Source organism: Spirosoma daeguense, from assembly GCF_054776875.1.
Map to the genome: position 1 here is coordinate 47167 of NZ_BAAHBF010000009.1, position 25383 is coordinate 72549.

The window sequence follows — 25383 nt, forward strand, 5'->3', positions numbered from 1 at the left end:
CCATGCACACGTTCTTGTCAACGCTCAAAAGTCGGAATTCTCTCCTCTATTATCTGGGCTGGGTTTGCCTGTGGGGCACCTTTGGCTGCGCAATATTGGCTTTTACAACCCATACCCAGATATTAGGTATAAACGCCTTCATAAAGCCCGCTAAATTTTTTATATCGATTGCCATTTTTAGCTGGACAATGGGCTGGTTTACAGGACTACTTCCCCAACGCAAAAAAGTTCGGATATATAGCTGGGTAGTGATTATTACGATGCTCATTGAGTTGATAATCATTACAGCACAGGCTGCGTTAGGAAAACTATCGCACTTTAATATTTCATCCTCTCTAGATGCCCGGCTTTTCAATGTGATGGGCGTAGCTATTACAATTCTGACCATCTGGACGGGCTATATTGGCTACCTATTTTTCAGGCAAAAACCCGAAACCATAAATGCTACGTATCTGTGGGGCATTCGGCTTGGTATTATCTTGTTTGTCATTTTTGCCTTCGAAGGATTCGCCATGGCTGCCCAGCTTCGGCATACTATTGACGCGCCGGATGGTGGACCGGGATTGCCCGTTCTGAACTGGAGTACACGTAACGGCGACCTACGGGTAGCTCACTTTTTCGGAATGCACGCTTTGCAACTGATTCCGTTGTTTGGCTACTACGTTGCCCGGCGTGTTAGTCAGATTGTGTTGCTAACGGCTTTTTACCTGCTTTTCGTTACGTTCCTGCTGATACAGGCTTTGTCTGGAACACCATTATTGGGCAATCTGCTACGTTGACGGTAAAAAAGAGGGGAGTTTGGCTTTGCTGAATACGGAGCCTGTCAGAGGTTCCTACCATCTCAACCGCAACAAGTTCGTTACTCCATGAATCGTTCCGATTTCCTGAAAACGTCCGCTCTTGCCAGCGCTACGCTCATCACCGATCCTGTTCAGGTTCGGGCTTTCATTACACGTCAACCCGCCAAAAAATACCGTACTGCTTTGGTCGGAGCTGGCTGGTGGGGCAACAACATTCTGCGCGCTGCTTTGCAGGCTGGCGAATCGAAAGTGGTGGCTATTTGTGATGTCGATACGCGGCAACTCCAGAAAACGGGCGAGGAAATCGCTAAACTGACGTCAGATAAGCCGAAACAGTATCGCGATTACCGGGAAATGTTGAACACCGAAAAACCCGAAATTGTCATCGTAGCTACGCCTGACCATTGGCATCCGCTTATTGCTATTGCAGCTATGAAAGTTGGCGCACACGTATACGTAGAGAAACCCATCAGCCACACAATTAATGAAGGAAAGGCGATGGTGAAAGCCGCTCGGGATACTGGCAAAATCTGTCAGGTTGGTATGCACCGGCGTGTGTCGCCCCACAACGTATCAGGAAGAGAGTTTATACAGTCGGGGAAAGTTGGGAAAATTGGTATGGCACGGGCCTTTGTTCATTACGCAGGTGGCGCAGGTCAGCCCACACCCGATAGCGAAGCACCCGCAGAGATTGACTGGAACATGTGGTGCGGCCCCGCTCCCTTACATGCTTATAACAAAGCAATGCACCCCAGAAGCTGGCGTAATTTTCTGGATTATGCAAACGGTACACTAGGCGACTGGGGTATTCACTGGATGGATCAGATTTTATGGGTAACTGAAGAAAATCATCCCCGTAAAGTGTACTCGACTGGTGGCCGGGCAATTAAACAGGATAATAGCGATGCGCCTGATCATCAGGTTGCTACGTTCGAATTTGAAAAATTTACCGCCGTTTGGGAACACCGGACATTTGCTGGTAATACCGCCGAAAAAACCCACCCGCAACAGGCTGTAGGCGTTTATTTCTACGGAACCGAAGGAACGTTCCACATGGGTTGGCTCGATGGTTGGACATTTTATCCAGCCGACTCAAAAAAGCCGATTATTCATCAGGATGCCCAACTGGATAAGCCTGATGATCAGAATATTGCCTTGCTGTGGCGTAATTTTCTGGATAGTATCAAAAGCAATAAACTGCCAGTTTGTGATATCGAAATAGGGCAACGTTCTACTAACATGGCTTTGTTAGGCATGTTGTCGTTGAAACTCGGACGTAGTGTCGAATGGGATGGCAAGCAGATTTCGAACGATTCTGAAGCCAACAAGCTATTGAGTCGGGCGTATCGGGGTGAGTGGCAATATCCAACCTAGGTCAGAATTTCTAGCTCTTTAACCGACATTCTGAACGTTACTTCTATGCCCTCCTCCCGACGAGATTTTCTCTATCAGTCAACCCAATTAGCGGCTGGGTTGAGTCTTACTACGTTGCCTACGTTAGCGCAGAAGCAGGCAGCACCTTCCGATACCATTCGGGTAGGGCTGATTGGTGCGAATAACATGGGCTGGTCCGATTTGACGTCGATGCTCAAAAATCAGGATGCGACCTGTGTGGCTCTGTGCGATGTCGATAGCAACGTATTGAACAGACGGTCGGCTGAACTGGAAAAGAAGACGGGGAAAAAGGTCAGCCTATACAGCGATTTTCGCAAACTTCTCGACGACAAAACCATTGATGCGGTCATCGTCGGCACGCCCGATCACTGGCACTGTTTGCCCGCCGTTCAGGCGTGTCAGGCGGGTAAAGATGTTTACGTCGAAAAACCGCTGGCGAATTCTATAGAAGAATGTGATTTGATGGTGGCGGCTGCTAAAAAATACAATCGAATTGTGCAGGTTGGGCAGTGGCAACGTAGTGGGCCCCATTGGAAAGCTGCGGTAGATTATGTTCAGTCGGGTAAAATTGGTACTGTTCGGACAGTGAAAACCTGGGCGTTCATGGGATATGGCAAAGAATTTCCGCCGAAACCCAATGCGCCCGTACCGGCTGGAGTTGATTACGATATGTGGTTGGGTCCCGCTCCCAACCGACCATTCAATCCCAATCGTTTTCACGGAAGTTTTCGGTATTACTGGGATTATGCCGGTGGCCTTATGACCGACTGGGGTGCTCATATGATTGATATTGCCTTGTGGGGAATGAACGTAACAGACCCTCAGTCGGTGGTGGCTATGGGTGGTAAATTCGGCTTCCCCAATCACGACGGCGATACACCCGACACCATGCAGGTGATTTACGATTACAGCAAATTCTCAATACTCTGGGAGCAATCGTTAGGTACCATGCGTGGGCCTTATAACCGCGATCATGGCGTAGCATTCATCGGAAATCTGGGTACAGTTGTGATCGACCGAAGCAAATGGGAAGTTTTTCCTGAGGTAGAGCAAGGTCGTTATCTGAGTCCGGCTATACCCGTACAAAAATCGACTAATAACGATTTAGATAGCCATACCCGCAATTTTCTTGACTGCATTCGCTCGCGAAAACCAACCAATTGTCCGGCCGAAGCAGGGCGGAACGTAGCATTACATTCTCATCTTGGAAATATTGCGTATCGCATCGGCAACAAATTGAACTGGGACGTAGCAAAGGGTGGAGTCGTTAACGATACGTCGGCGCAGACATTGGCTAAAGCCCATTATCGAACTCCGTGGGTGTTGCCTAAATTAGAATGATATTTACCCCACTCTAAGTCCCTCCCCCGTAAGGAGACGGTCGGCCGTTGCCGGACTTTAAAACGACCGAAGGCAAGTGCCTCCCCTAGTTTTTAGGGGAGGAATTTAGGATGGGGTTATCTAATAATAGGCTGCAAGTTTGCTTGAATTGGCTGGTCTTTGCTTGAGTTGAATTAGCCGATCCATTTCGCCCAGCAGTTGTTCTATAGAAAATGGCTTACAGAAATAAGCATCTACTTTTCCCATAAAAGCCGCCTGAAGTGCGATCTCAGGTTCAGCTTGCGATAACAGCACGATTGGAAGGAGTTGCTTCCGTTCCCGATATTTGGTTACCACAGCAAGGCCACTCAGTTGGGGCATCATCAGATCGAGCAACAGAATATCGAGGGGTTGTTTTGGATCGTTGAGCCAGTCTAAGGTTTCCTGACCATCGTGAGCCAGCAATACTTTGTAGCCTGCCTTTGTTAAATGATGCACCAGTATTTTTCGAAAATAAGGGTCATCGTCGGCTACAAGCACAGTTCGATGATGAAAATCAGATTTCATAAAATTGGGGTTAGTTTATTAAGTAGGGAATTGTAATCAGGTATACGTAATAATCGGTTAGAAAGGCTATTGCTCGATAATTTCGTCAGACAGAGCTCACTTTCAGAAATAAACACGCCAGTCCCTGCTCCACCTGTTCGATCAACACGTGAAATAGCTCACTTCTTTCGTTGAACGTTAACGTTGAAAACTGGGAAGCTAGTTGTTGGAGTGTTTGAGAGGCTTTCGTTAGGCCTAAAGCATTTAACGTACCACCAAACCGATGCGCTTCTGTGCTGAATGAAGGCTGCTGACCGCGCTCTAACAGCTCGTTGATTAAGGCACATTGTTCAGGCCATTCCTTATCGAATTGATCAACCTGACTTTTGAGCAAATCCAGCTCGTCGAGATATAAATCATGCAGAACCTCTTCATTAATCCAGTCGCTTTGTATAGTAATTGGCTTTCCTGCTTTGGGAGAAGTTGAACCGTATTGCGTGATTTTGTCGAAAAGTGCCTGACGTTGAAATGGTTTCGATAAATAATCGGTCATGCCAGCTTTTAGGCAGTGATTACGTTCTTCGGGAAACGCATTGCCCGTTAACGCAACAATGGGTACGTCGAGATGTAACGTAGTACGAATATGTTTGGCGGTTGAATAGCCATTCATAAGTGGCATTTGAATGTCCAGAAACACTAAATCTACCGGCTGACGACGTAGTATGGACAAAGCTTCCATACCGTTGGAAGCAATCAATAAATTGACCTGTGCATGCTTTAACAATCCCTGAACAAGACGCTGATTATACGTATTGTCTTCAACCAGTAAAATCGTACTCATAGGGGCAATAAGCTCTGTAACAGCTAGTTTTGGTAAACTAGGTAGCTCAGTTTGTGGACTCTCGTTGATAGTTACAAAAGGTAACGTAACGCTGAATGTAGTTCCGATGCCAACCGTGCTTTCAACCTCAATATGGCCATTCATTCGTTTAACAAGGTTCTGGACAATGTTTAAGCCCAGACCAGTTCCGCCAAAACGTCGACTCACATCGGCAGACGCTTGCTGATAGCGATTAAAAATATGCGGCAGGCGGTCGTGCGGAATGCCTACCCCCGTATCGACAACCTGAAAGAGTATACAAACATGATCCTCAGTACCAGACGTTAATGCTACGTTCAGGCGAACGTGGCCTTGTGAGGTAAACTTGATGGCATTATCGCACAGGTTAAGCAGAATTTGGGTCAGACGTAGCGAATCGCCGATAATACGGGGTGGAAGTGCGGGGTCAACTGTAATCTGAAATGCCAGATTTTTTTGCTGAGCGCGCGTTTTTAGCAGACTCGCAATCGACTTTGTAAGCTCAACCAGTGATAAGGGAACGGCTTCGAGAACAAATTGATTGGAATCGAACTGAGCAACATCCAGCAAATTATTAATGATTTTTAGTACGGTATGTCCTGCTAACCGAATCAAAACGGCCCTGCTAACTTGTTCCGTATCGGTCAATTCTTCTTCCAGTAGTTCCGCAAATCCTAAAATGGCATTGAGCGGGTTACGTATCTCATGACTGATATTGGCCAGAAATTCGTCGTGAGTACGTACCGCATTTTCGGCAACTTCGCGCGCTTTTTCGAGTTCATTCTGCTTTTGAACCTGCGAGCTGATGTTCTGATAGGTTAGCAGAATACCATCATCCAGTTTGGCCAACGTAGCATCAACCCAAATGCTCATGTCATGGTCTTCGTACTTATTCCGATGGTGTTGCGTCTGGCCTGTCTGTTCAACTTCAACCAGCCGATTGAAAAAATCGCTTTGGGCAACGGTCGGGAAAAGATTCAGTAAGTTCTTGCCGGTAATTTCGGCAACAGATCGTCCAACTGTTTGTGCGTTAACTGGATTAGTTAATACGTATCTAAAATCAATAATATTTCCGGCCGTATTACGTATTGGCTGAAAAAGTACGATACCATTTGGTGAATGATCGACAATATTTTGAAGCAGAGCGGCTTGTTGTGTATTCTTGCGGAATAGACGTTCCTGCTCCGTAATGTCATAAGCAGTTACAACAACGCCGTTGAAGCGTTGCTCTAAAACAACTTCTACCCATTTGTCGAGTCCAGCTATTGGGTGAGGTCGTTTAAATCGCTGTTGTTCTCCGGTTAACCAGCAATGTAGGTATCTATCGAAATATCCCTGCTCAACAAATTTTGGAAATAGTTGGAGCATAGTGGTTTTAGGGAGTGTTTCGGGCGTTAATCCGTAGAGATCGTAGGCTGCTTTGTTTCCCCAGACGTACTGAAAATCGATTGTTTTGTTATCATGTTCAACGGGTTCACAATAAAAAATTGCCGTTTGGGTAGCATCGCGTAAACACGCCATTAACTGGACATCATACTCAGATTCTAAAGTGGAGATCACAGTTACTTTTAAGTTAGTATTAGGTATACTTATGGGTTGGGAAGTAAATTAGAAAAAAAATAATTACTAAATATGTGCATAATAAAATTCGTTCAAATAGTTCGTTATTAGTATATTATTTATTTATGATAGATACTTTTTAGATGATTCGAGGGTCTTTATAATGTTAAAATGGTAACTAATAGTCTGACTTGCTTTTGTGTTACCAGAAGAGTAATGCTTGGAACAAAAATCAAGATTATGTAGTACTCTAGTAAGAGTCGTTTATAGTATAGGAGAGAGAGTGTTCTGGCTATCTCTGAGTGAATTTTATTAGCTTTACAGGAAGTGTATAAGAAATTAATTCGGACCTGTTGACGAAAATGGGTTCCTGATAACAACGGACTATGGACTGCAAATTTGTTGAAAAAGCAACGGCGGCTGTTGCCGATAAATCGCGTCTGGCAATTCTGCTCGAACTAAAGCAGAAACAAACACTTACCAATACCGAAGTGATGGAATTGGTAGGGCTATCACAGCCTTGTGTTTCGCACCACATTAAACTTCTGATCGATAGCGGATTGGTTAATTCGTCGAAGGATGGTCGGCATGTACAGCTTCAACTGAATAAAGAAGCGATTGGGCAGCTCTCTTCATTTTTTGACGATCTGATCTAAATTTTCTCGAATGCATCCAAACTTTTAAATGTATCGATGCGTTAGGCGAGAGAATCAGATTATAACAAACGGCTTTATGGCCTGATAAATCGCCTTCTCTCATGGCAAAAAAACTCTTCTCAGAAGCCCAACTGGGCTCATTAAAATTGGCCAACCACATTATTATGGCTCCCATGACCCGCAGCCGGGCAATCGGAAACATTCCAAACGCATTAATGGCCGAATACTACGCCCAACGCGCTACGGCGGGTCTTATCATTTCTGAAGGTACGTCGCCTTCGCCTAATGGACTGGGTTACGCACGTATTCCGGGTATTTATAGTGCCCAACAGATCGAAGGCTGGAAACTGGTCACGGAAGCCGTTCATCAACGTAACGGGAAAATTTTTGTGCAACTCATGCATACCGGACGTATCGCACACAGTGCCAATACGCCTGAAGGTGCTGAAATTGTAGCCCCATCTTCTGTGGCAGCGGCTGGCGAAATCTGGACCGATTCTATTGGTATGCAGGCACACGCTACCCCCCGCGAAATGACGACTGCTGATGTACAGCATGCTATTAAGGAGTTTGTACAAGCTGCCTCGAATGCCGTTGAAGCCGGTTTTGACGGGATTGAATTACACGGAGCGAATGGTTATTTGATCGAGCAGTTCTTAAGCGCACGTAGCAACCAGCGGACTGATGAGTACGGCGGAAGTGTCGAAAATCGCGCCCGATTCCTGCTCGATATTATTGCGGGTTCTATTGACGCAATTGGAGCTGATAAAGTTGGTGTACGTTTATCACCGTTTGGCGCTGCCGGAGATTTACTTCCGCACGCTGAAGATACCCATGATTTATACCTATATCTGGCGCGTGAGTTAAATAAATTGGGTATTGTATACCTGCATCTGGTCGATCACTCGGGTTTGGGAGCGCCACCAGTACCAGCCGCGACGACAGAAGCAATTCGGGACGAATTTAAAGGAACCCTAATTTTAACCGGCAACTATAACGTAGCACAGGCTGAAGCCGATCTGGAAAGTGGCAAAGCTGATTTAATTGGATTTGGTCGCCCATTTATTGCGAATCCTGATTTGGTTGAACGGCTGGAATCGGGTAGCGAACTAGCACAACTGGACCCCGCAACACTTTATGCGCCCGGCCCTAATGGATTTGAACAGGGGTATAGCGATTATCCAGCACTGGCCGATACTCTACAACAATAAGATAGTTATTCAAAACCAGCAAAGCCTTCCATTAGTGGAGGGCTTTGCTGGTTTTGAGGCAATAAAGGGTCTTAATTCAGTTCAAGGTTGTTTACTGTTGGCAGAGAATTAAAGTTGTAGGCTTATTTTTATGATGTAAATATATTATAAAATTCGCGATTTATGTTTTATTTGCATTATAAATGCAATGGAATTATGTCTTATACAACTGAATTAACTCCGCCATCTGCTACGAACAAGGCATACCAGGTAGTCCTGTATAATGAACAGCAACAGCCTATTGGTCAGGCAATGGGCGAATTCAGGCAACAAGCGATGTGGTATGATGGACATCCGTACTTTTTTCTGACATCGCTGGTTGTATCAGATTCTGTTCCGCGATGGCAGGAATTGGGAAGTCAACTACTCAAAACGCTGGAAGCAGTAGCCTGCGACAACGGTGTAGCCTGGATTCGTGGCCAAATGGAAACGAAAACTACCAAGCAGTTGCCAGCAGCCAGCGATAAGCAATCGCTCAAAACCTTTTGGGTGAAAAATGGCTATGGATTACGACAGGAGATTTATGATGGTTCGATACGTTTCTGGAAACCGTTACAAAAACCTAAACGCGCTGGAAATGGCCGTCAGAAACAAGGATAACGTATCAAAATAAACTTCCCGAACCCGAACCGCCAACGCCGTTCTGATTCGGGAAGTTAGATACAATAACTAATTGTATTACACTACACCTTAGCTATACTTTTACTCCGAAATCTTTATCGCTTTTATACGACTCGGCAACCAGACCTGCATGGTGCTTTTTCCACGATTGGCCCATGTATAATACGGAATGGCCGTGATGGTTTGTGGTTTGGTCTGAATACTCAATCCATCGGCAGCGGCTTCGACAACCGATAAATTAGCCTGAATAGCAACCACTGGTTCGTCGAGCACCTGATGCTGCTTGGTTTCGAACGATGGCTGAGCCGGAACCAGCAGATTCCATACTTTATCTGCATTGTCGACTCCTTCAACACAATATACCAGCGGGCCACGTTGCAGGGCAATCCGGTCCTGATCAGCTTTGACTTCTTTCCGAGCCGCTACCTGCCGAACGTCCATCGGTAACTTTACCTCTACTACGTCGCCTTTCTGCCACGTGCGGTCAATCACAGCGTACCCTTTTTCAACTTGATACGTAGCGGGTTTGCCGTTCAGCAAAACCTCGATTTTCGCATTGCTGCTATTCGTGAATTCGTACAGTTTTCCCGGAACCGGTATATTATCGGCCCAACCCGGAAGGCGAACGTGTAATGCATAAGCCACCTTTTTTGCTGGATTGACCGAAATTTTTACGTTTCCATCCCACGGATAATTGGTATCGAGTTGAAGCGGTACGTCAGTTTTGCCGAACTTGAACGTAGTGTTACTAGCCACGAACAGATTTACCCAAACTCCATTCTCCGAACGTCCGTAAACATAATCGCCCAGCGACGCTACGAGTCGGGCAATGTTTGAGGGGCAGCAGGCCGTACCAAACCATTCGCTACGTCCGTAATTACCCGCCGACGACAGTGGGTTTCCGTAAAAGAACCGATCTCCGCTTAGGCTCAGACCGTCCAATGCACCGTTGTATAAGCTACGTTCCAGTACGTCGATGTATTTGCTTTCGCCTGTAAGCAGGTTCATGCGCTGATTCCAGAACACCATACCGACCGATGCGCAGGTTTCGCAATAGGCCGAACTATTGGGTAGATCAAAATCATCCGTAAACCCTTCGTTATGACCCGATGAACCAATGCCGCCCGTCAGGTACATATTCCGGTGTACTACGTCCTCCCAAACGGTGGTCATGGCGTTCATGTAACCGGGGTCGTTGGTGACCGATGCTACGTCGGCGGCACCCGTATATTGATACATCGCGCGAACAGCGTGGCCGGTAATTTCTTTCTGTTGTTTTACCGGTACGTCGTCCTGGCAATATTTCGGATTTTTCCACTCGTCCCAGATTTTCCCTTTGCCATAACCACGTCCGCGCTGATCCAGAAACCAGTCGGCCAATTTCAGATAACGGTCCTGTTTGGTCAGGTGATACAACCGCATCAGGGCTAGTTCAATTTCCTGATGGCCGCTCACCCACGGACGGTTTTTAACCCGGAACGTATCGTCGATGTGATCGGCGAAGCGAATTGCTACGTCCAACAGTTTACGCTTGCCGGTCGTGTTATAATACGCAACAGCGGCTTCGATGAGGTGACCCGCACAGTAATCTTCGTGCCGTTCCATATCGGTCCAGCGTTTGTCGAGACCGGTCAGCGTGTAATACGTATTGAGGTAACCATCAGGCAATTGAGCAGCCGCAATCTTGTCGATCCATTCATCGGCTTTTTGTTGCGTAGCGGCATCGGGATGGTTTTTGAGCGAATACGCCATCGCTTCAATGGCTTTGTAAACGTCGCTGTCGTCGTAGTAAATCCCTTCGTGTTTCTCGCCCTGTTTGCGGGCGACTTTTTCGAAGTTGCGGATACGTCCGGTTTTCTGTTCCGTCTGCGTAATACAAGCCTGCAACGTAGCAGTGGCCACTTTATCGAGCTTTGGTTTCCAGAAATTGTCGGTAATCGTAACCTGCGAGAAGCCAACCGGCTCAAACCGCCGAACCATCAATTGCGCCTTTACCGACAACGTAGCAAAACCAATTGTTGCTATCGTGAAGGTCGCTGTGTTTATAATTTTCTGATTAAAGAGCATACTGTTTTAACATAGATTTTGGGTGACCGTAGCACATAATCACTTTCGCACCACCGGAAATTGCGAAATACGCAGATTGGTACAACCGTACGGAATTAACGTAATGTCTTCCAGTTCTTTAGCTGTTTCCAGCTGATACGTCAGACTATACGGAATCGGGCCAGCCATTTCGTTATAAATTCCCCACGACGGTATCCGCCGACCTTTCGTTTTGATCTGCAACGGCGCACTCTCCGGATTCCACGGATAATCTGAAACAGGCTTTACTTTCTCGATTTTGTATTGATCGGTCAGCTTGTTTTCCGGCACCTGAATCAGCGCGTAATTCCAGGGCGTCGTGGGGCGAAGTTCATTATACGTAGCACCGTATTCAATGGGGTCTTTGTCGTTTTTAACGGACGTAACTTCGTCGCCAACTTTCAGCGCATACGTAATCGGCCCTCGCTCTACCGACATCGAGTTTTCGTACCACGTATTTTTGAAAATGTGCATCGGTAATTCCAGCTCCACTACGTCGCCCGCTTTCCATTCACGAGCAATTTTTACTACCTGATTTCCAGCTTCTTCCTTCCAGACTTTTCCGTTGATTTTCACCGTGCCTTTCTTGCACCAGGCCGGAATGCGCAGGTGGAACGGGAACGTAGCGTTTTTCGATGGATTGATCGTAAAGCGAATCGTTTCCTCGAACGGATAACCCGTTTCTTCTTTCACCGCTACGTCGAGGCCGTTGCCTAAAGCAATTCTCGCTTCACTTGGCGAGTAAGCCAGTGCCGCAATGCCTTTGTCGGACGTAGCGTACCATAAGTTTTGCACGAACTTTGGCCAGCCCTGATGCATGTTCGATGTACAGCACGGATAGCCCGATAATAGGCCAAAACAAAGGTCGGTGCCGTGGTGATTTACGTCGAAATTGCGCGTGTGCCGGGTCGCCATTACCTGATTGGCCTGCTGGAAATACTGGCGGGTCATGTAATCGTCAGACGCCTGCGTGGGCAACGCGTTAAACGCCACTTTTTCGAGTTGATCGGCATACGCTACGTCGCCGGTGATTTCGAGAATACTTTCCAGCGAAAACATCATTTCAACCGCCGAACAAAGCTCCGAACCCTGCGTTGGATTGTTGCCGTGCAAGGCTTCATCGCCACCGTAAAGCCCGTGCGCCATGCCGTTGTATTTCCGAATGTCGGCAAAGCCTTTTTTAGTCGCGTCGAGGTATTTTTTGTCAGGGTGATGCTGATAATAAATGATCGGTTCTTTGATTCCCTGCGCCAGATTTACGCAGTGAATACTACCGGCTCTGGACAGGAAATCCGTATTCAGAAATCCGTCTGTGTAATCGAACGTCTGTTTATGAACCAGATCGCCGAGGTCAAGCAGGAATTTGTCGCCGGTTATGTTGTAGAGCCAATAAATCACCGCCAGATTATCGCCACCCCGGTAACGCGCCCAGAACGTCCAGTGATCGAGCGGCTTTTTCGGTAGTTCTTTCAGTTGATACTTGAAATAATTGGTCATTAACGTAATGACCCGTTTATCGCCCGTTGCTGAATAATACTGCTTCAAAATCTTCAGCATCACCATTTTAGGCCACCAATCACGGCTGTTGTCGCGCTGAACGCCGGGTTCGGGACCGTAATCTTTCGAGGGACCAAAATACCCATCGGGCTGTTGGCTGTTCAGCGCCCACTCGACCCACGGTTTGGTTTTGGCAATCAACGCCTGATCGTCCAGAATGTAAGCCAGCGGCAACAGTCCGTCAATCCAGTAAGGGCCACGTTCCCATTGATCGCCATCGCCACCGAGCCAGCCATTCCGTTGGTTCATCACCAGCGGATACAGCTCGTCGAGTTTGCCCGTAGCGCCGTTTTTCTGGCGTACCAGCATTTCTTTGAGCCAGCCCTGCGGCTTGATAGTACCCAGCGGTAATTCGATGTATGGATTTTGATGAAGTGGTGCCCGGCTGCTCATGACAGCGGCAGGCTGCGTTTTTACCTGCCCAACTGCCGCGAACGACAAACTGGCGAGAAGCAGGTGAAGAGTAATGCTACGTTTCATGCAGACGTACTGACTTGATTGGTTGTTAGCTGATTGTTTAAATAGCAACCGTGATACGTTGTAAAGTGGGCGCGAAAGCCTTTTCTACTCCATTCACGAATACGCGAAAACCGTTGCCTTTTCCGTATTTCTGCCCGGTTTTGTCGTACAGAACGGTGATGATTTTGCCATGATACGCTACGTTATCCAGACAGAAATAATCCCACGTATTGTCGGGCAGGAGCGGGTTGATAACCAGTTGATTGCCGTGCTGCGGACGAATGCCGACCAGTCCTGAAATCACATGATCGCAAAACGACGAGTGGTTATAATCCTTGCCGCGTTCCTGACCGCCTTTCTTGGTTGCCCAACTTCCGTTTTCCATGGTCGATAAGCGCGTGCGGGAAATCCAGTCGCCGGTATAGGCATTCAGATTTTCGTCGATCCACGGCACTAATTTGCCGTCTTCCCGGATTCGTTGCTGAGATCGGCTGTAGATTGTTAACAGACGCCAGAAATCGCGCTTGCTTACTACGTTCTGGTTGTAATCGTTGAGCAGATTCGCCAATGACGTTAACGTAATGGCCGTCGAAAAAGGCCAGCTTGGACCATTCCACTGGCATTCGTGCCCTTCATACGCCAGACGAAATCCGGGATGCCGCTGTTCGGCAGTGGTTGGGCCGTAAGGTGCCCAGAACCCTTGCTCGTCGGTAATCTGTGCCCAGGCAATGGCGTGTTTTTCGTCGGGAATCGAAAAATACCAGGGCGTAAAACCATGCAGTTCACGAACATCAGCGCGGGTTAACGTACCAGTTCCGCGCGGAATCACTTTGAAAAATTTGGCTTTATCGTCCCAAAGCTTGGTCAAAATCTGCCGACGTATCGTGGCGGCCCGTTTGGTGTATTCATCAACAACAGCCTGATTCCCGGCCATTTGCGCAATATTCGCCAGCGCCTTCGCATTGCCGAACATGTAGCTGTTAATGGTCGCCCGATAGCCCTGATTTTTCTGTCCGATCAGGCCCGCAATCGAGATTTCCATCCCGTCGCGGTTGTCGGTTTGCCAGAATAATCCAGTTGAGTCGAGCCGCATTTTTTCCCATTCTTTGAAATCGTTGAGTAAATCAGGAAGCAGATTGGTAAGAAACGTAGTGTCGGGGTGAACTTTGGCGAACGAACTGATCGCATCGGCCGCCCACGAACTATACGAACGCGGACTCGCCCCACCCCGAAACCAGAATCGGGCGTATTGTTTCAGATACGTAGTGTCGCGGAGCCAGCGCCCTTCGTAAAAATGATGCCCCGCCGGACAGTTGATCGAGTTGTATTTTCCCGCCCAATTCACATCGGGTAAAAATTCGGTGATGATATAGCCTGCTGGCGTTTGTTTGAGGTGTTTCCGATACGTCCACCAGCGGAAGTAATACGTTTGTTCCAGTTGTTTATCGGGGCATTCGAACAGCGGAATATTCTGTGCTAGAAAATCCCAGGCTCTATCGTTCGGAATCAGTTGTTTATAAAGTTCATCATCGTCCTTATTAAAAGCCGCTACGTAAGGTTTGAACGTATCAGCTTTCAACGCAAAATTCTGCGCAATAGCGGACTGCTTTCCACTCAGAAAACACAGACACAAGCACCAGAAAACTATTCGTTTTTTCATCGATGAGTTGTTAGTAGCCTGGACGTTCAGGCTACAGGTTAATTGCCCAGTGGACTCTTTCCCAAATCTTTGGACGTAGCAACGGCAATCACGCGACCTTTATCGCCAACGGCGTTGTAGAAGTGATACACTACACCGTTCCATTTAATGACCCAGGGTTTGTGGGCATAGGTTTTGTCGTATGGTTCCGATGGCGCAACCAAATCGGCTCCTTCCCAATCACTCCAGTTCACAAGGTCATACGAACAGGCGAACCGCTCGAAGGCACCGGGTTTCCAGAACGCGCCGAAATAAAACATAACGTAGAGGTCGCCAATTTTCGTAATCTGGGCATCGCCACAAATGCCGGTTTTGCGGGTGATCAGAGGTTCTTGTCCGAAGCGTTTCCAATGGGTCATGTCGTTAGAAACAGCCATTGCGATATTTTCAAAACCGTTGCCTTTTTCATCCGGCTTATTGCCTTTCGCATTGTAATACATCACAAACGGATACCCCGTTTTCTTTGCTTCATCGCGGATAACCAGACTTTTGTAGATGGTTTTGTCATCGTACCAGCGCGCATCTTTATCGATTGCCGATAAAACTGGCTTGGGTAATCGTTGCACTTCTTTGGGCTTGGTAAAATCATCCGACGTAGCAATTCCGATTCCCAACTGCCCCGCTTCGTAGCCCTTTTCAGAACCACCCAAATACGACAGCCAGTACTTATTCTGATATTTCTCAACGTCATACGTACCGCCCCAATCGGTATTGACCAATGCTACGTAACCAGCTTTCTGTGTCGCATCCCACGTAGTATCGGTAAAGGACATGAGCTTGCCTAACGTAGTCCATTGCAGGAGATTATCACTTTTGGCGAGCCATGTTTCGTAACCTTTGCCGTCGAAAATGATATAGGTCATGTACCAGTTGTTTGCTTTCCGAAAAATGGTTGGGCTATCGACCATACGGCCTTTGTCTGGCTGAGGCAAAACAATGCCGTATTTGTACGGTGTTTTTACCTCCTCAAAGACTTTCTGCATCGCTTCTTTCGAAACCGTTTTTGCTGACTGCCCGAACGTAGCAAAGCCAATCAATAAAAGAAATACACTGGTAATCAGACGTATCATAATAGCCTAAATATATGAGAGAAATTCCACTGGAGCGGCCGGCTGTTCTAAATCCATACGCCGTGTGTAGGTAGTTTGAACTTACCTCCCCCTGCCCCCTCCTAAAACAGGAGGGGGTTTGTGAACAGGGTTGCTTCTGTAAGTTTCACTCCTGTTTTAGGAGGGGCTAGGGGTGGTAAATAGCCAGAGGCAGATACAAAACCACCTACAATAATACCCTCAAACCTACTTATAAGCTGGATTCTGTTCCAGTTTTGGATTTGAGTTGATGGCTATTTGCGGGAGCGGAAAAACGGCCCGATGCGTACCGCTCGGTTTATGCGACAGCCAGCTTTTGGTGGTGTAAATGCCGTAGCGAATCATATCCCGACGACGGAAACCTTCCCACGCAAACTCCCAGCCCAGTTCATCAAGCATGCGCCCGTATTTAACGGCTGCGTTATTGCCCGCGTCAACCACTTTATAGTTCTCGACGTATCCGTATTGATAGCTGCTGTTTTTCTCCAGATCGGCACCCGATACAGTTGCTTTGGCCGGAGCCGTTGTGAATGCCCGATTACGTACCTGTGTCACGAGCGCGGCAGCGTCGGCAGCTTTTCCGGTACGTAGCAGACACTCGGCCTGCATCAGCATCACCTGCGAATATCGGAAGAACGGGAAATCGGTACTCAGACTCGCCAACGCCCCATTTTTTACCTCAAATTTATTCATTCGGTACCCTTCGGCTTCACCCGTATACAAGCCATCGGGAATTTCTTTGGTCAGAACGATATCTTTACCCGCCTGATCGTAAGAACCTTTCAGCGACGTAACGCCATCGGCAGCAAACTGTGGACCCATCATCCACGTAGCGGCCAGTCGACCATCGGCGGGATCATAAGTATTGATAAATTGCGGAATTCCTTTGGCCGAACCGGCACCCCAGGGCGTATCCAACATACCGAATTTCAGCTTCAATGACGCGTGCCACGAGAACATTTCTACGTTGAAACCGCCCGCTAAGTTTTCATCGAACGGAATGGCGAAAACGATTTCCGGCGAATTCTGATTGTTGGTCACAAATGGTGCTTTGAGTGAGGTTTCGAGCTGGTATTTGCCAGAAGCTATAACTTCCTGACATTGGGTCAGACATTCCTGCCATTTGGCTTCTCCGGCATATACCTCGGCGTTCAAATATACATTTGCCAGCAGGGTTTTGGCCGCCCATTTGTTGAATCGGCCGTAGGTCAACGTAGTACGTTCTTCGCTCAGCGCCGGAATTGACTCGATCAGTTCTTTTACGATAAACTGATAAATTTCCTTGCGGGTCGTTTTGCCTTTCAGTTCGTCGGAGCGGTCGGCAACGAGTGGTACGTCGCCAAAATTGTCGCACAGAAGCCAGTAGAAGAATGCGCGTGCCGACCTCATTTCGCCTACAAGCGCATCTTTTGTAACGCCAGTTGGCGGTGTGATTTTTCCGCTATTGAGCTGATCGATAATGCGATTTGAGTTAATTACCCCCGAATAAAAACTGTTCCACATACTGTTCATCTGCGGATTTTCGGAGTTCCAGGTGTGCAGGTGCATGCGTTTATAAATACCGCCATCGTCCCAGCCCGATGCGTTGGCGGGCATCACAATCCCGTCGGCGGTCGACTCCTGCGCCATGTAGTAATTGGTATGCGACATCAGGCCACGCATGTTGGCGTAAACGATGCTAATGGCTTTGTAAGCGTCGGTATACGCGTAGGATTCTTCTGTTACTTCGGAATAAATTTTCTCAGTAAGATCATTGTTACAGGCACTCAGCGTGAGCCCTAAAAGCGAGATCGTAAAGAGGTATGATTTTATGGATTTCATGATATCGGATGTTAGGAAATACGTCGAAATAGTTCGTACTCTTAAGTGTTTATCAGAACGTTAGCATAGCACCAACGGTGTAACTGGTTGTGGCCGGATAGCGGTTTTTATCATCAATACCAGGTGATAGACCAGCGCCCGGTGCCGCGCTGCCAATGCTCACTTCAGGGTCCATGCCTTTATAGCCGGTGATGGTGTACAGATTAGCCGTCGACAGATAAACCCGACCGCGTTTTACGTACTTGCTTTTCAAGTTCAGATTATAGCCCAGCGTTACGTTGTCGATTTTCCAGTAGTTGCCGTTTTCGAGGTAGTAGCTAACGTAGTTCAGCGACTGATCGTCGGCTAGTGGGCGTTTGCCGTAGATTGGATCGTAAGCGTTGCTACGTAGGTTGCCGCGTGTCAGCATAACAGGCGCACTCCAGAACATCTCGGTCATATTCAGAATCTGGAAGCCGAACGCGCCCCGCATCGTTACGTTCAAATCGAAGTTTTTATACGTAATGGTGTTGTTCCAGTTCAGATACCGCTTCGGTAAACCGTTGCCAATGATCTGTTTATCGTCGGCCTGTTGCTGCGCAATCGGTTTCGGTTTGCCGTCTTTGCCTTCGATAATCCAGCGACCAGCTTCGTCGATATCGACTGTTTTAAAGCCCCAGAAATTACCAATTGGCTGACCAACCTGCACCCGGTGCGTGGTTTGCTGAATGGGCTCGCCTGTATTGCCCGTATCGAAATAGCCGCTGGCTAGCGCAAATCGGTCGTTCGATAAGGAGAGGATTTTATTGGCGTTGGTCGAGAAATTGATCGACGTTGACCACTGAAACGACTGCTTCTGAATCGGCACTACGTTCACCTGAATTTCTACCCCTTTGTTCTGCATCGAAGCGGCATTCGCTGTGATGGTATTGTAGAGATAAGGGGGAGTTGGTACAGGAAAATTGGCGATCAGATCGCGGGTGGTACGTTGGTAGAGGTCGATCGAACCCGAAATCCGGTCGTTCAGGAAGCCATAATCCAGACCAAAGTTGATTTCTTCCTTACGTTCCCAGCGCAGATCGGGGTTGGCATTGTTCGATGGGTTGATGGCCTGAACCCATTGCCCGTTTACGAGCGCATACGTATTGAAATTGATTTTGTTCAGAGACAGATATGAACTGCCGGGTTCGGTTCCGGTTACGCCATAACCCGCCCGAAGTTTAAGGTTTGATATAGCTCTGACGTTTTGCAGAAACGATTCCCGCTGCAAATTCCAGCCAACAGAAACCGCCGGAAAACTGCCCCACTTGTGGTTGGCACCAAACCGCGATGAGCCTTCATGTCGGATACTGGCCATTAACAGGTACTTGTTCATGTAACTGTAGTTGGCCCGAAAGAAGTAACTGATGAGTTTATTTTCTTCCTGCGAGGATGTTTCGGGTGCCTGTCCCCGTTTGAGTGCTAAGCCAGCTCCGATATTGTTGTACGAAAAATTATCGGTCGGAAAATCCCAGTTCTGCATCCAGTAATCTTCCGAGTTATACCGACGCCACGTATGACCAGCCAGCAACGTGAAATTGTGGTCTTTTATGACCTTGTTGTAGTTGGCTGTCAGCTCAAACAGGTCGTCCTGGGTGCGTGTTGTGCCACGCGAGGCAAAACCGTTACGTCCACTTCGGGCGGTTGAATAATGGCGCTTGGTTTCGTAATAACCGCGTGTGCTGTTATACATATCGCGGGCAAACAGCGCCTTCACTTCCAGCCCTTCGATAGGAGCCAGCGAGATGGTGCCGTAGGTACGAAGGTTGTTATTCCGATTTTCACCCTGTGTCTCTTCGATGTACCCTAATGGGTTTATGTAATCGGTTTTATCAGTACGCTCTATCCAGTTACCGTTTGCATCTTTTATAGATTCCGTTGGGTTAAACGTCAGCGCATTCCGATAAACAAGTCCTGAGTACTCTTTGCCATCTACGGCAAAGTGCTTTTGTTGGTAACCACTGAGGTTGGCGTTGATTTTCAGAATTCCGTTGAACATCGTGTGGTTAACCTCAATCCGGGGAAACAACGTAATGTTATCCGACTTTTTCATGATCCCGTTCAGCCCCCGATACTCCAGACTCATGATATAATTGGTAGTACGTGAGCCACCCCGCAAACTGATGTTATGCACCTGCGAGAGCGGATTTTGGGTGACCTGATCAAGCCAGTTAGTGTTATTGCCGTAGTCGATAGCTCCCGGTTTTTTCTGCGCCACCAGTTGCCGATATTGATCCGCGTTCATGAAACTGAGCTGGCGGGTCATGCGCTGGGTTGTTACGTACGAATTAATTTCGATGGTCGGGGGTGTTTCGCCTTTCACTTTCCGGGTCGTAATCAGAATAACGCCGTTGGTGCCGCGCGTTCCGTAAATAGCAGCCGCCGACCCGTCTTTCAGTACGTCGATGGACTCAATATCTTCCGGCGCTACGGTGTTCAACGTACCCGGAACGCCATCAATCAGAATCAGCGGGGCCGAACTGGCGTTGATCGTAGCATTACCACGTAGCGAAATCTGAGCCGTTGAGGTTGGGTTACCATCGGGTGTAATTACGCTCAAACCCGCAACTTTACCACGTATCAGTTGAGCCGCATCCTGAACAGGGCCTTTCACGAAATCTTCGGCTTTTACGCTGGCAATAGCACTCGTAATCTGCTCCCGCTTTTGCGTACCGTAACCCACAACCACCACTTCGTTGAGCGTTTTCTGGTCAGGAAGTAGCTGAACATCAAGCGTTGAACGATTACCAACCACGACTTCCTTATTCTGGTAACCAACAAATGAGAATACCAACGTAGTGTTTTGAGCGGGTACGCTGAGTTGGTAGCGACCGTCGGCATCGGTGGTGGTACCTCGCGTTGTGCTTTTTATCACCACACTAACGCCTGGTAACACCTCGCCTGATTCGCTGGTAACAACGCCACTTATAGCCCGATCTGCCACCTCTGTCACACTGGCGGTTTGAGCCGGTAAAGACTGTAATAACGTAATCGTTGACTGTTGAGCGGGGGCGGTTAAAGTCAGCGATTCTACTAGTTCTTTGTCGGTCAGTTTCGATTCAGCACGAACGGTCAGGATTACGTAAGTAGCTTTATTGACTTTCTTAAAACGTAGCCCAACGGGTTGCAGGAGGTTAGATAGATTACGTTCAATCGATTTGCCTGACTGAATCTGACTGTTTGTTACCGAAATGCCTTCCAGCAGTTTTTCCTCAAACAGAATATCGATGTTGAACTGCTTCTTCACCTGCATCAGCGCGTCACGTAGCGTGAGTGTTCCTGATGGTGAATACGTACTGGATTTTTCCGAACTTTTAATGCGGTTTTGCGCCAGTAGCTGGGCCTTTAGGGGAGGAATATTGAATAGGTATCCCGTTATTCCCGCTACGGTTACGAGAATTCGTATGAATTGATTCATATAAAAGGGGGGTTAAGGAATTGACTTGGGTAAAGGCGTTAGTACGTACGTTTGGGTCGGTACGCCGGAGCGGGCATCCCGCTCTACGGTTTGATTGGACTGTTTCGTTTGTGTAATCTGAACATTCAGAATGTCGGCAAGCACCTGAAGCACGCTCATCGCTGAATCGGTCTGGAACGTACCGCCGAGTGTTCGCCGGGAGAGTGCCGAGTCTGAAACCACTACGTTGACCCCAAAATGCTCGCTGATCTGATAGGCTATTTCGGCTACTGATGTGTTTTCGAACATAAATCGGCGGTGTTTCCAGGCCTGATGCGTAGGCAATCGCTGCTGATGACGTAGCGAAAAATGACCTTCGTGACTCAACGTAGCAATATCGCCAGGCAACATGATTACGGGTTTGACAGTCAGATTGTTTAGCTGTCGAAGCTGTACTTTTCCCTGGCTCAATACCACTTTCGAACCACGCTCCCGGCTGTAGACAATGAATTCAGTACCAAGCACCTGTACTTCGAGCTGATCGGGCGTACGGACAATAAATCGCTGATGATCAGGCATGTGCTGAATCGCAAATTCGGCTTCACCCGTTAGTTGAACCTCACGTTGCCCACTGCCGAATCCGAAACGTGGAACCGTCAGCACCGAGTGTGCATTCAAACTCACGCGGCTGTTGTCGGACAGACGTATCGTTCTGACTTCGCCGTAGCCCGTTTCGTACCGTTTGTAATACCACTCATTACGTAGCAGATAAGCACCCGCCAACAGTACAACACAGGCGGCAGCGACCCACTGGAAAACCCGAAATCGATTGCTAAATGAGCGGATAAAAGGCTCTGTAACAGGCTGCGTATCGCCTTCATGCGGAATGTCGATTCCCTGAGCAAATTGCAGCGAACGCGCGTAGGCAAGTTCTACGTTGGGGGTAAACTGTGGATTTTCACGTTCCCATTCTTCGAGCCATTGGAAGTAAAGTTCCTGATAGCCCGGTTCAGCTAACCACTCCTGAATCAGCGTATTCTGCATGGGCGTGGTCTTGCCTTCGAAAAAATTCCAGATAATTTGTTTGGATAGTGTCGGTTTCATACGTTGATCAGGGTTAAAAGAGGTTTAAAAGCGGATTGCCGCTCAGCAGACTGCCGCCTATCTGTTTTATTCCCTGCTCAAGTAACCAGCCGCCAAATCCTACCAGAAGTGTTATAAGGCCGTAATCCTGAAGTGACTTTCGTAATATGGCGAAGACTTTGGTGATGTGGCCTTCCACCGTTTTTACCGACATCTGTAATTCATCGGCAATGGCCGCGTTACGCTTCCCTTCAAACCAGCTCATCATGAAAACTTTCTGACTTTGAGGAGGTAAAGCCCGAATAATTTTCTCAATCCGGAGATAAAGTTCATTGAATTGCAATTCCTGCTGGGGCGTTGTTGGCGTCGATTCCGTTACGATTTCTGATAAATCCTCTACCGGCACCTCGCGACCAAACTCTTTACGCAATTGCGCAAATGCGGCATGCCGAACCGAGGTAAACAAATAAGCCCGGTACGACGTAGTGACTACCTTGTGCAATTGCTTCTGCCAGAACTGACTGAACATCTCGATCACCAAATCTTCTGCCAGATCGCGGGAGTACACAAACCGAACGGCGTGATTGCATAGGGGTTCATAATACCGTTTGAATAACAGCTCGTAACCTTTCCGGGGGTCTTTTTCAAACGTCTGTCGGATAAACAGCTCCGAGTCAACATAAACCGGTGAAGCCGCATCAGACTCCGACAGATCAGATGATGCCCATCGGGGCTGATTAGGAGAATTGTTTTGGTCACTAGTAGACTGGCGATTCATGCAAGAGTCAGTCAGAGGGGTTCATCTATAAGAGTATTTTTAGGTGGGGTAACCCTTGGTGTGAATGCAATTATTTTTTAAAATTTCTATGAATTGTGCTAATCTGTGATTGTGCGGCCGATTTTTAGTTGAAAAAACTAGTCCGCGATTGCATCGTAGATAAGCACATGGTTATGTATTGGATGAACGTATCGCAAGTTATGGCCCAAACAGGCTCTGGCTGTTTGAGTCGAAAGCAGATAAGAATCCATGCAGTTATAGCTAAGCTTAATCATTTCCAATCAAACAGCCGGAGCCTGTTTGGGCCATAAACTATACACGAACAAAAAGAACGTAGTGAATACCGACCACTACTGATTGGAATTCACTACGTTCCGGAAAATACTACGTAGCAGCCGCTACGCTTTTTTGAGCAGTTTCATACCGAAACCGGGTGCTGGCGAAGGAACGAACTTTCCACCTACGATTTTATGCGCTCCAAAATCCACTTCTTCACACGTAGCAGGTACGCCTTCAATGGTAGCGGTATTCCCCAATCCGCCGGTCAGGTGCGCGCAGTAGTAGGATTTTAGTAATTCGCCAAATGCGTGGGGTGACGAAGAAATACCCATCTTTTTGAGTTCGGGCATGAGTTTCCGCCAGGGGGTAAAACCGTAGCCAATGATGTCGGTGAGGTGTACGTCGAGGAGTTTTTTCTCTTCCAGTTCACGCAGCAATTTCTGGTCGGGATTGGCTTCGCCGTCGGCCAGCAGCATCTTCGGCATGTTCACTTTCGCCCAGGCACGTAATTTCTGATAATCGGCCACGGTTTCTGCAAATGGCTCTTCAATCCAGAACAGAGGAATATCGCGAACCCCTTCCAGATAAGCGATGGCCGTATCAATAGTATAACCGTCGTTGGCGTCGACTAGAATTTCGCAATCCGGGAATGTCTTGGCAACCAGTTTAGTCACTTCGATGTCACGCTTCAGTCCTTCGTCTTTCGGCATCCAGATATTTCCGCGCCCAATTTTTAGCTTAAACTGACGATAGCCAAGACCGTAATCGTGTCGGCAGTTTTCGATAAGCTTGTCAAGTCCGTTCGGAATCGTTTTTACGGGGCCTTCTTTCGGTTCCAGCTCATCGAAGTAAATCATACCGGTATAACATTTGGTCAGAATCGGTTTTTTCTGCCCAAGCATTTCGTAGACCGGCTTTTTGAGAATCACCCCGGCCAGATCATGAAGCGGTACGTCGAAACCGAGCACTTTCGCGTCAGTGACTCCTTCCGATGGCTTGAAAACGTCCGATATGCGTTTGCCTTTCAGGTAAGTAATGGATTCATCATCCCGTTTTCCGTGCATACCCCAGCCAACAGCGCCCTGATCGGTGGTGAGTACACAAACGCTTACATTCGGCCCATACCCGTGAATATCGCGCCGACCATTTTTACCGACAAAACGGGGCCATTTTAACTGCACTTTCGTATAACTGATATCGGCAATTTTATGCGCAGCAAGCTCGTTCGCGTCGGCGTAGTACGTAGCCCAGTCAGTTGCCTGCGTAGCCAGTGGCGAACTTAGCGCTATGGCCGATGCAGTTCCCTGCGATAGTTGAGTAAGAAATCTTCTTCGTTTCATGAGCCAAAAAATGTTTGATAAAGGAATAAAGGAGGAAATTCAAAAAACTCATGATCAACTTTATCCTGAAGTACAGAATTGATTGGCCTGAGAAGGTGAAAATATAGGGATTCCTGTAGGCTAAATACAGGCATTCCCCAATTTTGGCCGATTTCCGCTTTGCCGAATTTTGTCTGGAAATAACAAACATAAATCGGTATGGAATTCAATATAGAAATGATCTGGCCATTGATCGCTTTTCTTTTGGCGGGTGCTATGAGCGTTCTTGGCGTGTTTATCGTTGCAGGATCGTATAAGCAAATGCTGTTTTATCAGGAGTTGAATCGGCGCGGACAAACGGTCATTGGAAAAATCGTCAGAATAAGAACGGAATATAGTGGCTCGGATTCCTCTAATTCTTACTATCCTGTTTTTTCTTATCAGGTAAATGGGCAGGATTATGAAATAGAAACGCACTCTATGTTTTTTGAGAGCTTTACAATAGGGCAGGAAATGCCGCTACGCTTTCTGCCCGAGAATCCGGCTGAATGCACCTGGCGAAAAACCTTGACATCTAGTGTTTTTATGCTGCTGGTAGGTATTTTTTGTGCTTTTCTTGGGGTGCTTTGTCTTTATAGAATTGGTGTTGCCTTTAACCCGTTTTAGGGATTAGATTACTGCTGAATAGAGAGGCAGAAACGCTACGTTTACTTTTTTTAAGGTTGATACGTTAGGAATAGTTTTCCGCATTTTAGTTCTATCGACTACCATAAGCGAGCTATCCTTATCTTAC

The 25383-nt window shown here is 47.5% G+C and carries 18 protein-coding genes; 7 read left to right on the forward strand and 11 right to left on the reverse strand.

Translation table 11 applies throughout. The annotated features are described in order from the left end of the window. Positions 1–2 precede the first annotated feature (2 nt). The 3 genes from ACYVD4_RS26340 to ACYVD4_RS26350 all read left to right on the forward strand — a co-directional run bounded on the left by ACYVD4_RS26340 (position 3) and on the right by ACYVD4_RS26350 (position 3536). Entirely contained in the window at positions 3–779 is a 777-nt protein-coding gene (locus ACYVD4_RS26340) for a hypothetical protein (RefSeq protein WP_460950789.1), read from the forward strand. A gap of 87 nt (positions 780–866) precedes the next feature. After that, the gene (locus tag ACYVD4_RS26345; protein WP_460950791.1) at positions 867–2174 is read left to right on the forward strand and encodes a Gfo/Idh/MocA family protein; all 1308 of its coding nucleotides are present in this window, start codon (positions 867–869) and stop codon (positions 2172–2174) included. Between the two features lie 45 nt (positions 2175–2219). Then, on the forward strand, positions 2220–3536 hold the full coding sequence (locus ACYVD4_RS26350) for a Gfo/Idh/MocA family protein (RefSeq protein WP_460950793.1): 1317 nt from the start codon (positions 2220–2222) through the stop codon (positions 3534–3536). Between the two features lie 120 nt (positions 3537–3656). Here the strand turns inward: ACYVD4_RS26350 and ACYVD4_RS26355 are convergent, their stop codons facing one another. Both ACYVD4_RS26355 and ACYVD4_RS26360 read right to left on the reverse strand, forming a co-directional pair. Further along, entirely contained in the window at positions 3657–4082 is a 426-nt protein-coding gene (locus ACYVD4_RS26355; protein WP_460950794.1) for a response regulator, read from the reverse strand. 85 nt (positions 4083–4167) lie between these two features. Next, positions 4168–6480: an ATP-binding protein gene (locus ACYVD4_RS26360; protein WP_460950796.1), complete on the reverse strand. Its 2313-nt coding sequence runs from the start codon at positions 6478–6480 to the stop codon at positions 4168–4170. A 386-nt stretch (positions 6481–6866) separates the two neighbouring features. On the opposite strand from ACYVD4_RS26360, the gene ACYVD4_RS26365 reads away from it, so the two are divergent. The 3 genes from ACYVD4_RS26365 (at position 6867) to ACYVD4_RS26375 (ending at position 8986) form a co-directional block, all read left to right on the forward strand. After that, positions 6867–7136: an ArsR/SmtB family transcription factor gene (locus tag ACYVD4_RS26365; protein WP_460950798.1), complete on the forward strand. Its 270-nt coding sequence runs from the start codon at positions 6867–6869 to the stop codon at positions 7134–7136. A gap of 101 nt (positions 7137–7237) precedes the next feature. Continuing rightward, positions 7238–8347, forward strand: a complete 1110-nt coding sequence (locus tag ACYVD4_RS26370; protein ID WP_460950800.1) for an alkene reductase — start codon at positions 7238–7240, stop codon at positions 8345–8347. Positions 8348–8542: 195 nt separating this feature from the next. Beyond that, a complete protein-coding gene (locus ACYVD4_RS26375; protein WP_460950801.1) occupies positions 8543–8986 on the forward strand; it encodes a hypothetical protein in 444 nt (147 codons plus the stop codon). A 102-nt stretch (positions 8987–9088) separates the two neighbouring features. Here ACYVD4_RS26375 and ACYVD4_RS26380 read toward each other — a convergent pair whose 3' ends face one another. The 9 genes from ACYVD4_RS26380 to ACYVD4_RS26420 all read right to left on the reverse strand — a co-directional run bounded on the left by ACYVD4_RS26380 (position 9089) and on the right by ACYVD4_RS26420 (position 24611). Next, positions 9089–10987: a glycoside hydrolase family 127 protein gene (locus tag ACYVD4_RS26380; protein ID WP_460951151.1), complete on the reverse strand. Its 1899-nt coding sequence runs from the start codon at positions 10985–10987 to the stop codon at positions 9089–9091. 126 nt (positions 10988–11113) lie between these two features. Continuing rightward, entirely contained in the window at positions 11114–13129 is a 2016-nt protein-coding gene (locus ACYVD4_RS26385; RefSeq protein WP_460950803.1) for a beta-L-arabinofuranosidase domain-containing protein, read from the reverse strand. A gap of 37 nt (positions 13130–13166) precedes the next feature. Further along, positions 13167–14768, reverse strand: coding sequence for an MGH1-like glycoside hydrolase domain-containing protein (locus ACYVD4_RS26390; protein WP_460950805.1), 1602 nt, complete (start codon positions 14766–14768; stop codon positions 13167–13169). A 38-nt stretch (positions 14769–14806) separates the two neighbouring features. After that, the gene (locus tag ACYVD4_RS26395; RefSeq protein WP_460950806.1) at positions 14807–15877 is read right to left on the reverse strand and encodes a glycoside hydrolase family protein; all 1071 of its coding nucleotides are present in this window, start codon (positions 15875–15877) and stop codon (positions 14807–14809) included. Between the two features lie 225 nt (positions 15878–16102). Further along, positions 16103–17716 (reverse strand): RagB/SusD family nutrient uptake outer membrane protein, encoded by a 1614-nt coding sequence (locus tag ACYVD4_RS26400; protein ID WP_460950808.1) that lies wholly within the window; start codon positions 17714–17716, stop codon positions 16103–16105. Positions 17717–17768: 52 nt separating this feature from the next. Then, positions 17769–21152, reverse strand: coding sequence for a SusC/RagA family TonB-linked outer membrane protein (locus tag ACYVD4_RS26405; RefSeq protein ID WP_460950809.1), 3384 nt, complete (start codon positions 21150–21152; stop codon positions 17769–17771). Between the two features lie 12 nt (positions 21153–21164). Continuing rightward, on the reverse strand, positions 21165–22235 hold the full coding sequence (locus ACYVD4_RS26410; RefSeq protein WP_460950811.1) for a FecR family protein: 1071 nt from the start codon (positions 22233–22235) through the stop codon (positions 21165–21167). Positions 22236–22248: 13 nt separating this feature from the next. Next, positions 22249–22992, reverse strand: coding sequence for an RNA polymerase sigma-70 factor (locus ACYVD4_RS26415; RefSeq protein WP_460950812.1), 744 nt, complete (start codon positions 22990–22992; stop codon positions 22249–22251). Between the two features lie 398 nt (positions 22993–23390). Next, a complete protein-coding gene (locus ACYVD4_RS26420) occupies positions 23391–24611 on the reverse strand; it encodes an enolase C-terminal domain-like protein (protein WP_460950814.1) in 1221 nt (406 codons plus the stop codon). 198 nt (positions 24612–24809) lie between these two features. On the opposite strand from ACYVD4_RS26420, the gene ACYVD4_RS26425 reads away from it, so the two are divergent. Beyond that, a complete protein-coding gene (locus tag ACYVD4_RS26425; protein WP_460950816.1) occupies positions 24810–25256 on the forward strand; it encodes a DUF3592 domain-containing protein in 447 nt (148 codons plus the stop codon). The last annotated feature ends 127 nt before the right edge of the window (positions 25257–25383 follow it).

What these genes read in the sequence shown, in the direction of transcription:
- ACYVD4_RS26350 (WP_460950793.1), top strand. Translation starts at nt 2,220, where the DNA reads ATGCCCTCCTCCCGACGAGATTTTCTCTATCAGTCAACCCAATTAGCG.
- ACYVD4_RS26385 (WP_460950803.1), bottom strand. Translation starts at nt 13,129, where the DNA reads ATGAAACGTAGCATTACTCTTCACCTGCTTCTCGCCAGTTTGTCGTTC.
- ACYVD4_RS26370 (WP_460950800.1), top strand. Translation starts at nt 7,238, where the DNA reads ATGGCAAAAAAACTCTTCTCAGAAGCCCAACTGGGCTCATTAAAATTG.
- ACYVD4_RS26410 (WP_460950811.1), bottom strand. Translation starts at nt 22,235, where the DNA reads ATGAAACCGACACTATCCAAACAAATTATCTGGAATTTTTTCGAAGGC.
- ACYVD4_RS26340 (WP_460950789.1), top strand. Translation starts at nt 3, where the DNA reads ATGCACACGTTCTTGTCAACGCTCAAAAGTCGGAATTCTCTCCTCTAT.
- ACYVD4_RS26415 (WP_460950812.1), bottom strand. Translation starts at nt 22,992, where the DNA reads ATGAATCGCCAGTCTACTAGTGACCAAAACAATTCTCCTAATCAGCCC.
- ACYVD4_RS26375 (WP_460950801.1), top strand. Translation starts at nt 8,543, where the DNA reads ATGTCTTATACAACTGAATTAACTCCGCCATCTGCTACGAACAAGGCA.
- ACYVD4_RS26355 (WP_460950794.1), bottom strand. Translation starts at nt 4,082, where the DNA reads ATGAAATCTGATTTTCATCATCGAACTGTGCTTGTAGCCGACGATGAC.
- ACYVD4_RS26345 (WP_460950791.1), top strand. Translation starts at nt 867, where the DNA reads ATGAATCGTTCCGATTTCCTGAAAACGTCCGCTCTTGCCAGCGCTACG.
- ACYVD4_RS26425 (WP_460950816.1), top strand. Translation starts at nt 24,810, where the DNA reads ATGGAATTCAATATAGAAATGATCTGGCCATTGATCGCTTTTCTTTTG.
- ACYVD4_RS26420 (WP_460950814.1), bottom strand. Translation starts at nt 24,611, where the DNA reads ATGAAACGAAGAAGATTTCTTACTCAACTATCGCAGGGAACTGCATCG.
- ACYVD4_RS26380 (WP_460951151.1), bottom strand. Translation starts at nt 10,987, where the DNA reads ATGGTTCGGCGGTTTGAGCCGGTTGGCTTCTCGCAGGTTACGATTACC.
- ACYVD4_RS26365 (WP_460950798.1), top strand. Translation starts at nt 6,867, where the DNA reads ATGGACTGCAAATTTGTTGAAAAAGCAACGGCGGCTGTTGCCGATAAA.
- ACYVD4_RS26405 (WP_460950809.1), bottom strand. Translation starts at nt 21,152, where the DNA reads ATGAATCAATTCATACGAATTCTCGTAACCGTAGCGGGAATAACGGGA.
- ACYVD4_RS26390 (WP_460950805.1), bottom strand. Translation starts at nt 14,768, where the DNA reads ATGAAAAAACGAATAGTTTTCTGGTGCTTGTGTCTGTGTTTTCTGAGT.
- ACYVD4_RS26400 (WP_460950808.1), bottom strand. Translation starts at nt 17,716, where the DNA reads ATGAAATCCATAAAATCATACCTCTTTACGATCTCGCTTTTAGGGCTC.
- ACYVD4_RS26395 (WP_460950806.1), bottom strand. Translation starts at nt 15,877, where the DNA reads ATGATACGTCTGATTACCAGTGTATTTCTTTTATTGATTGGCTTTGCT.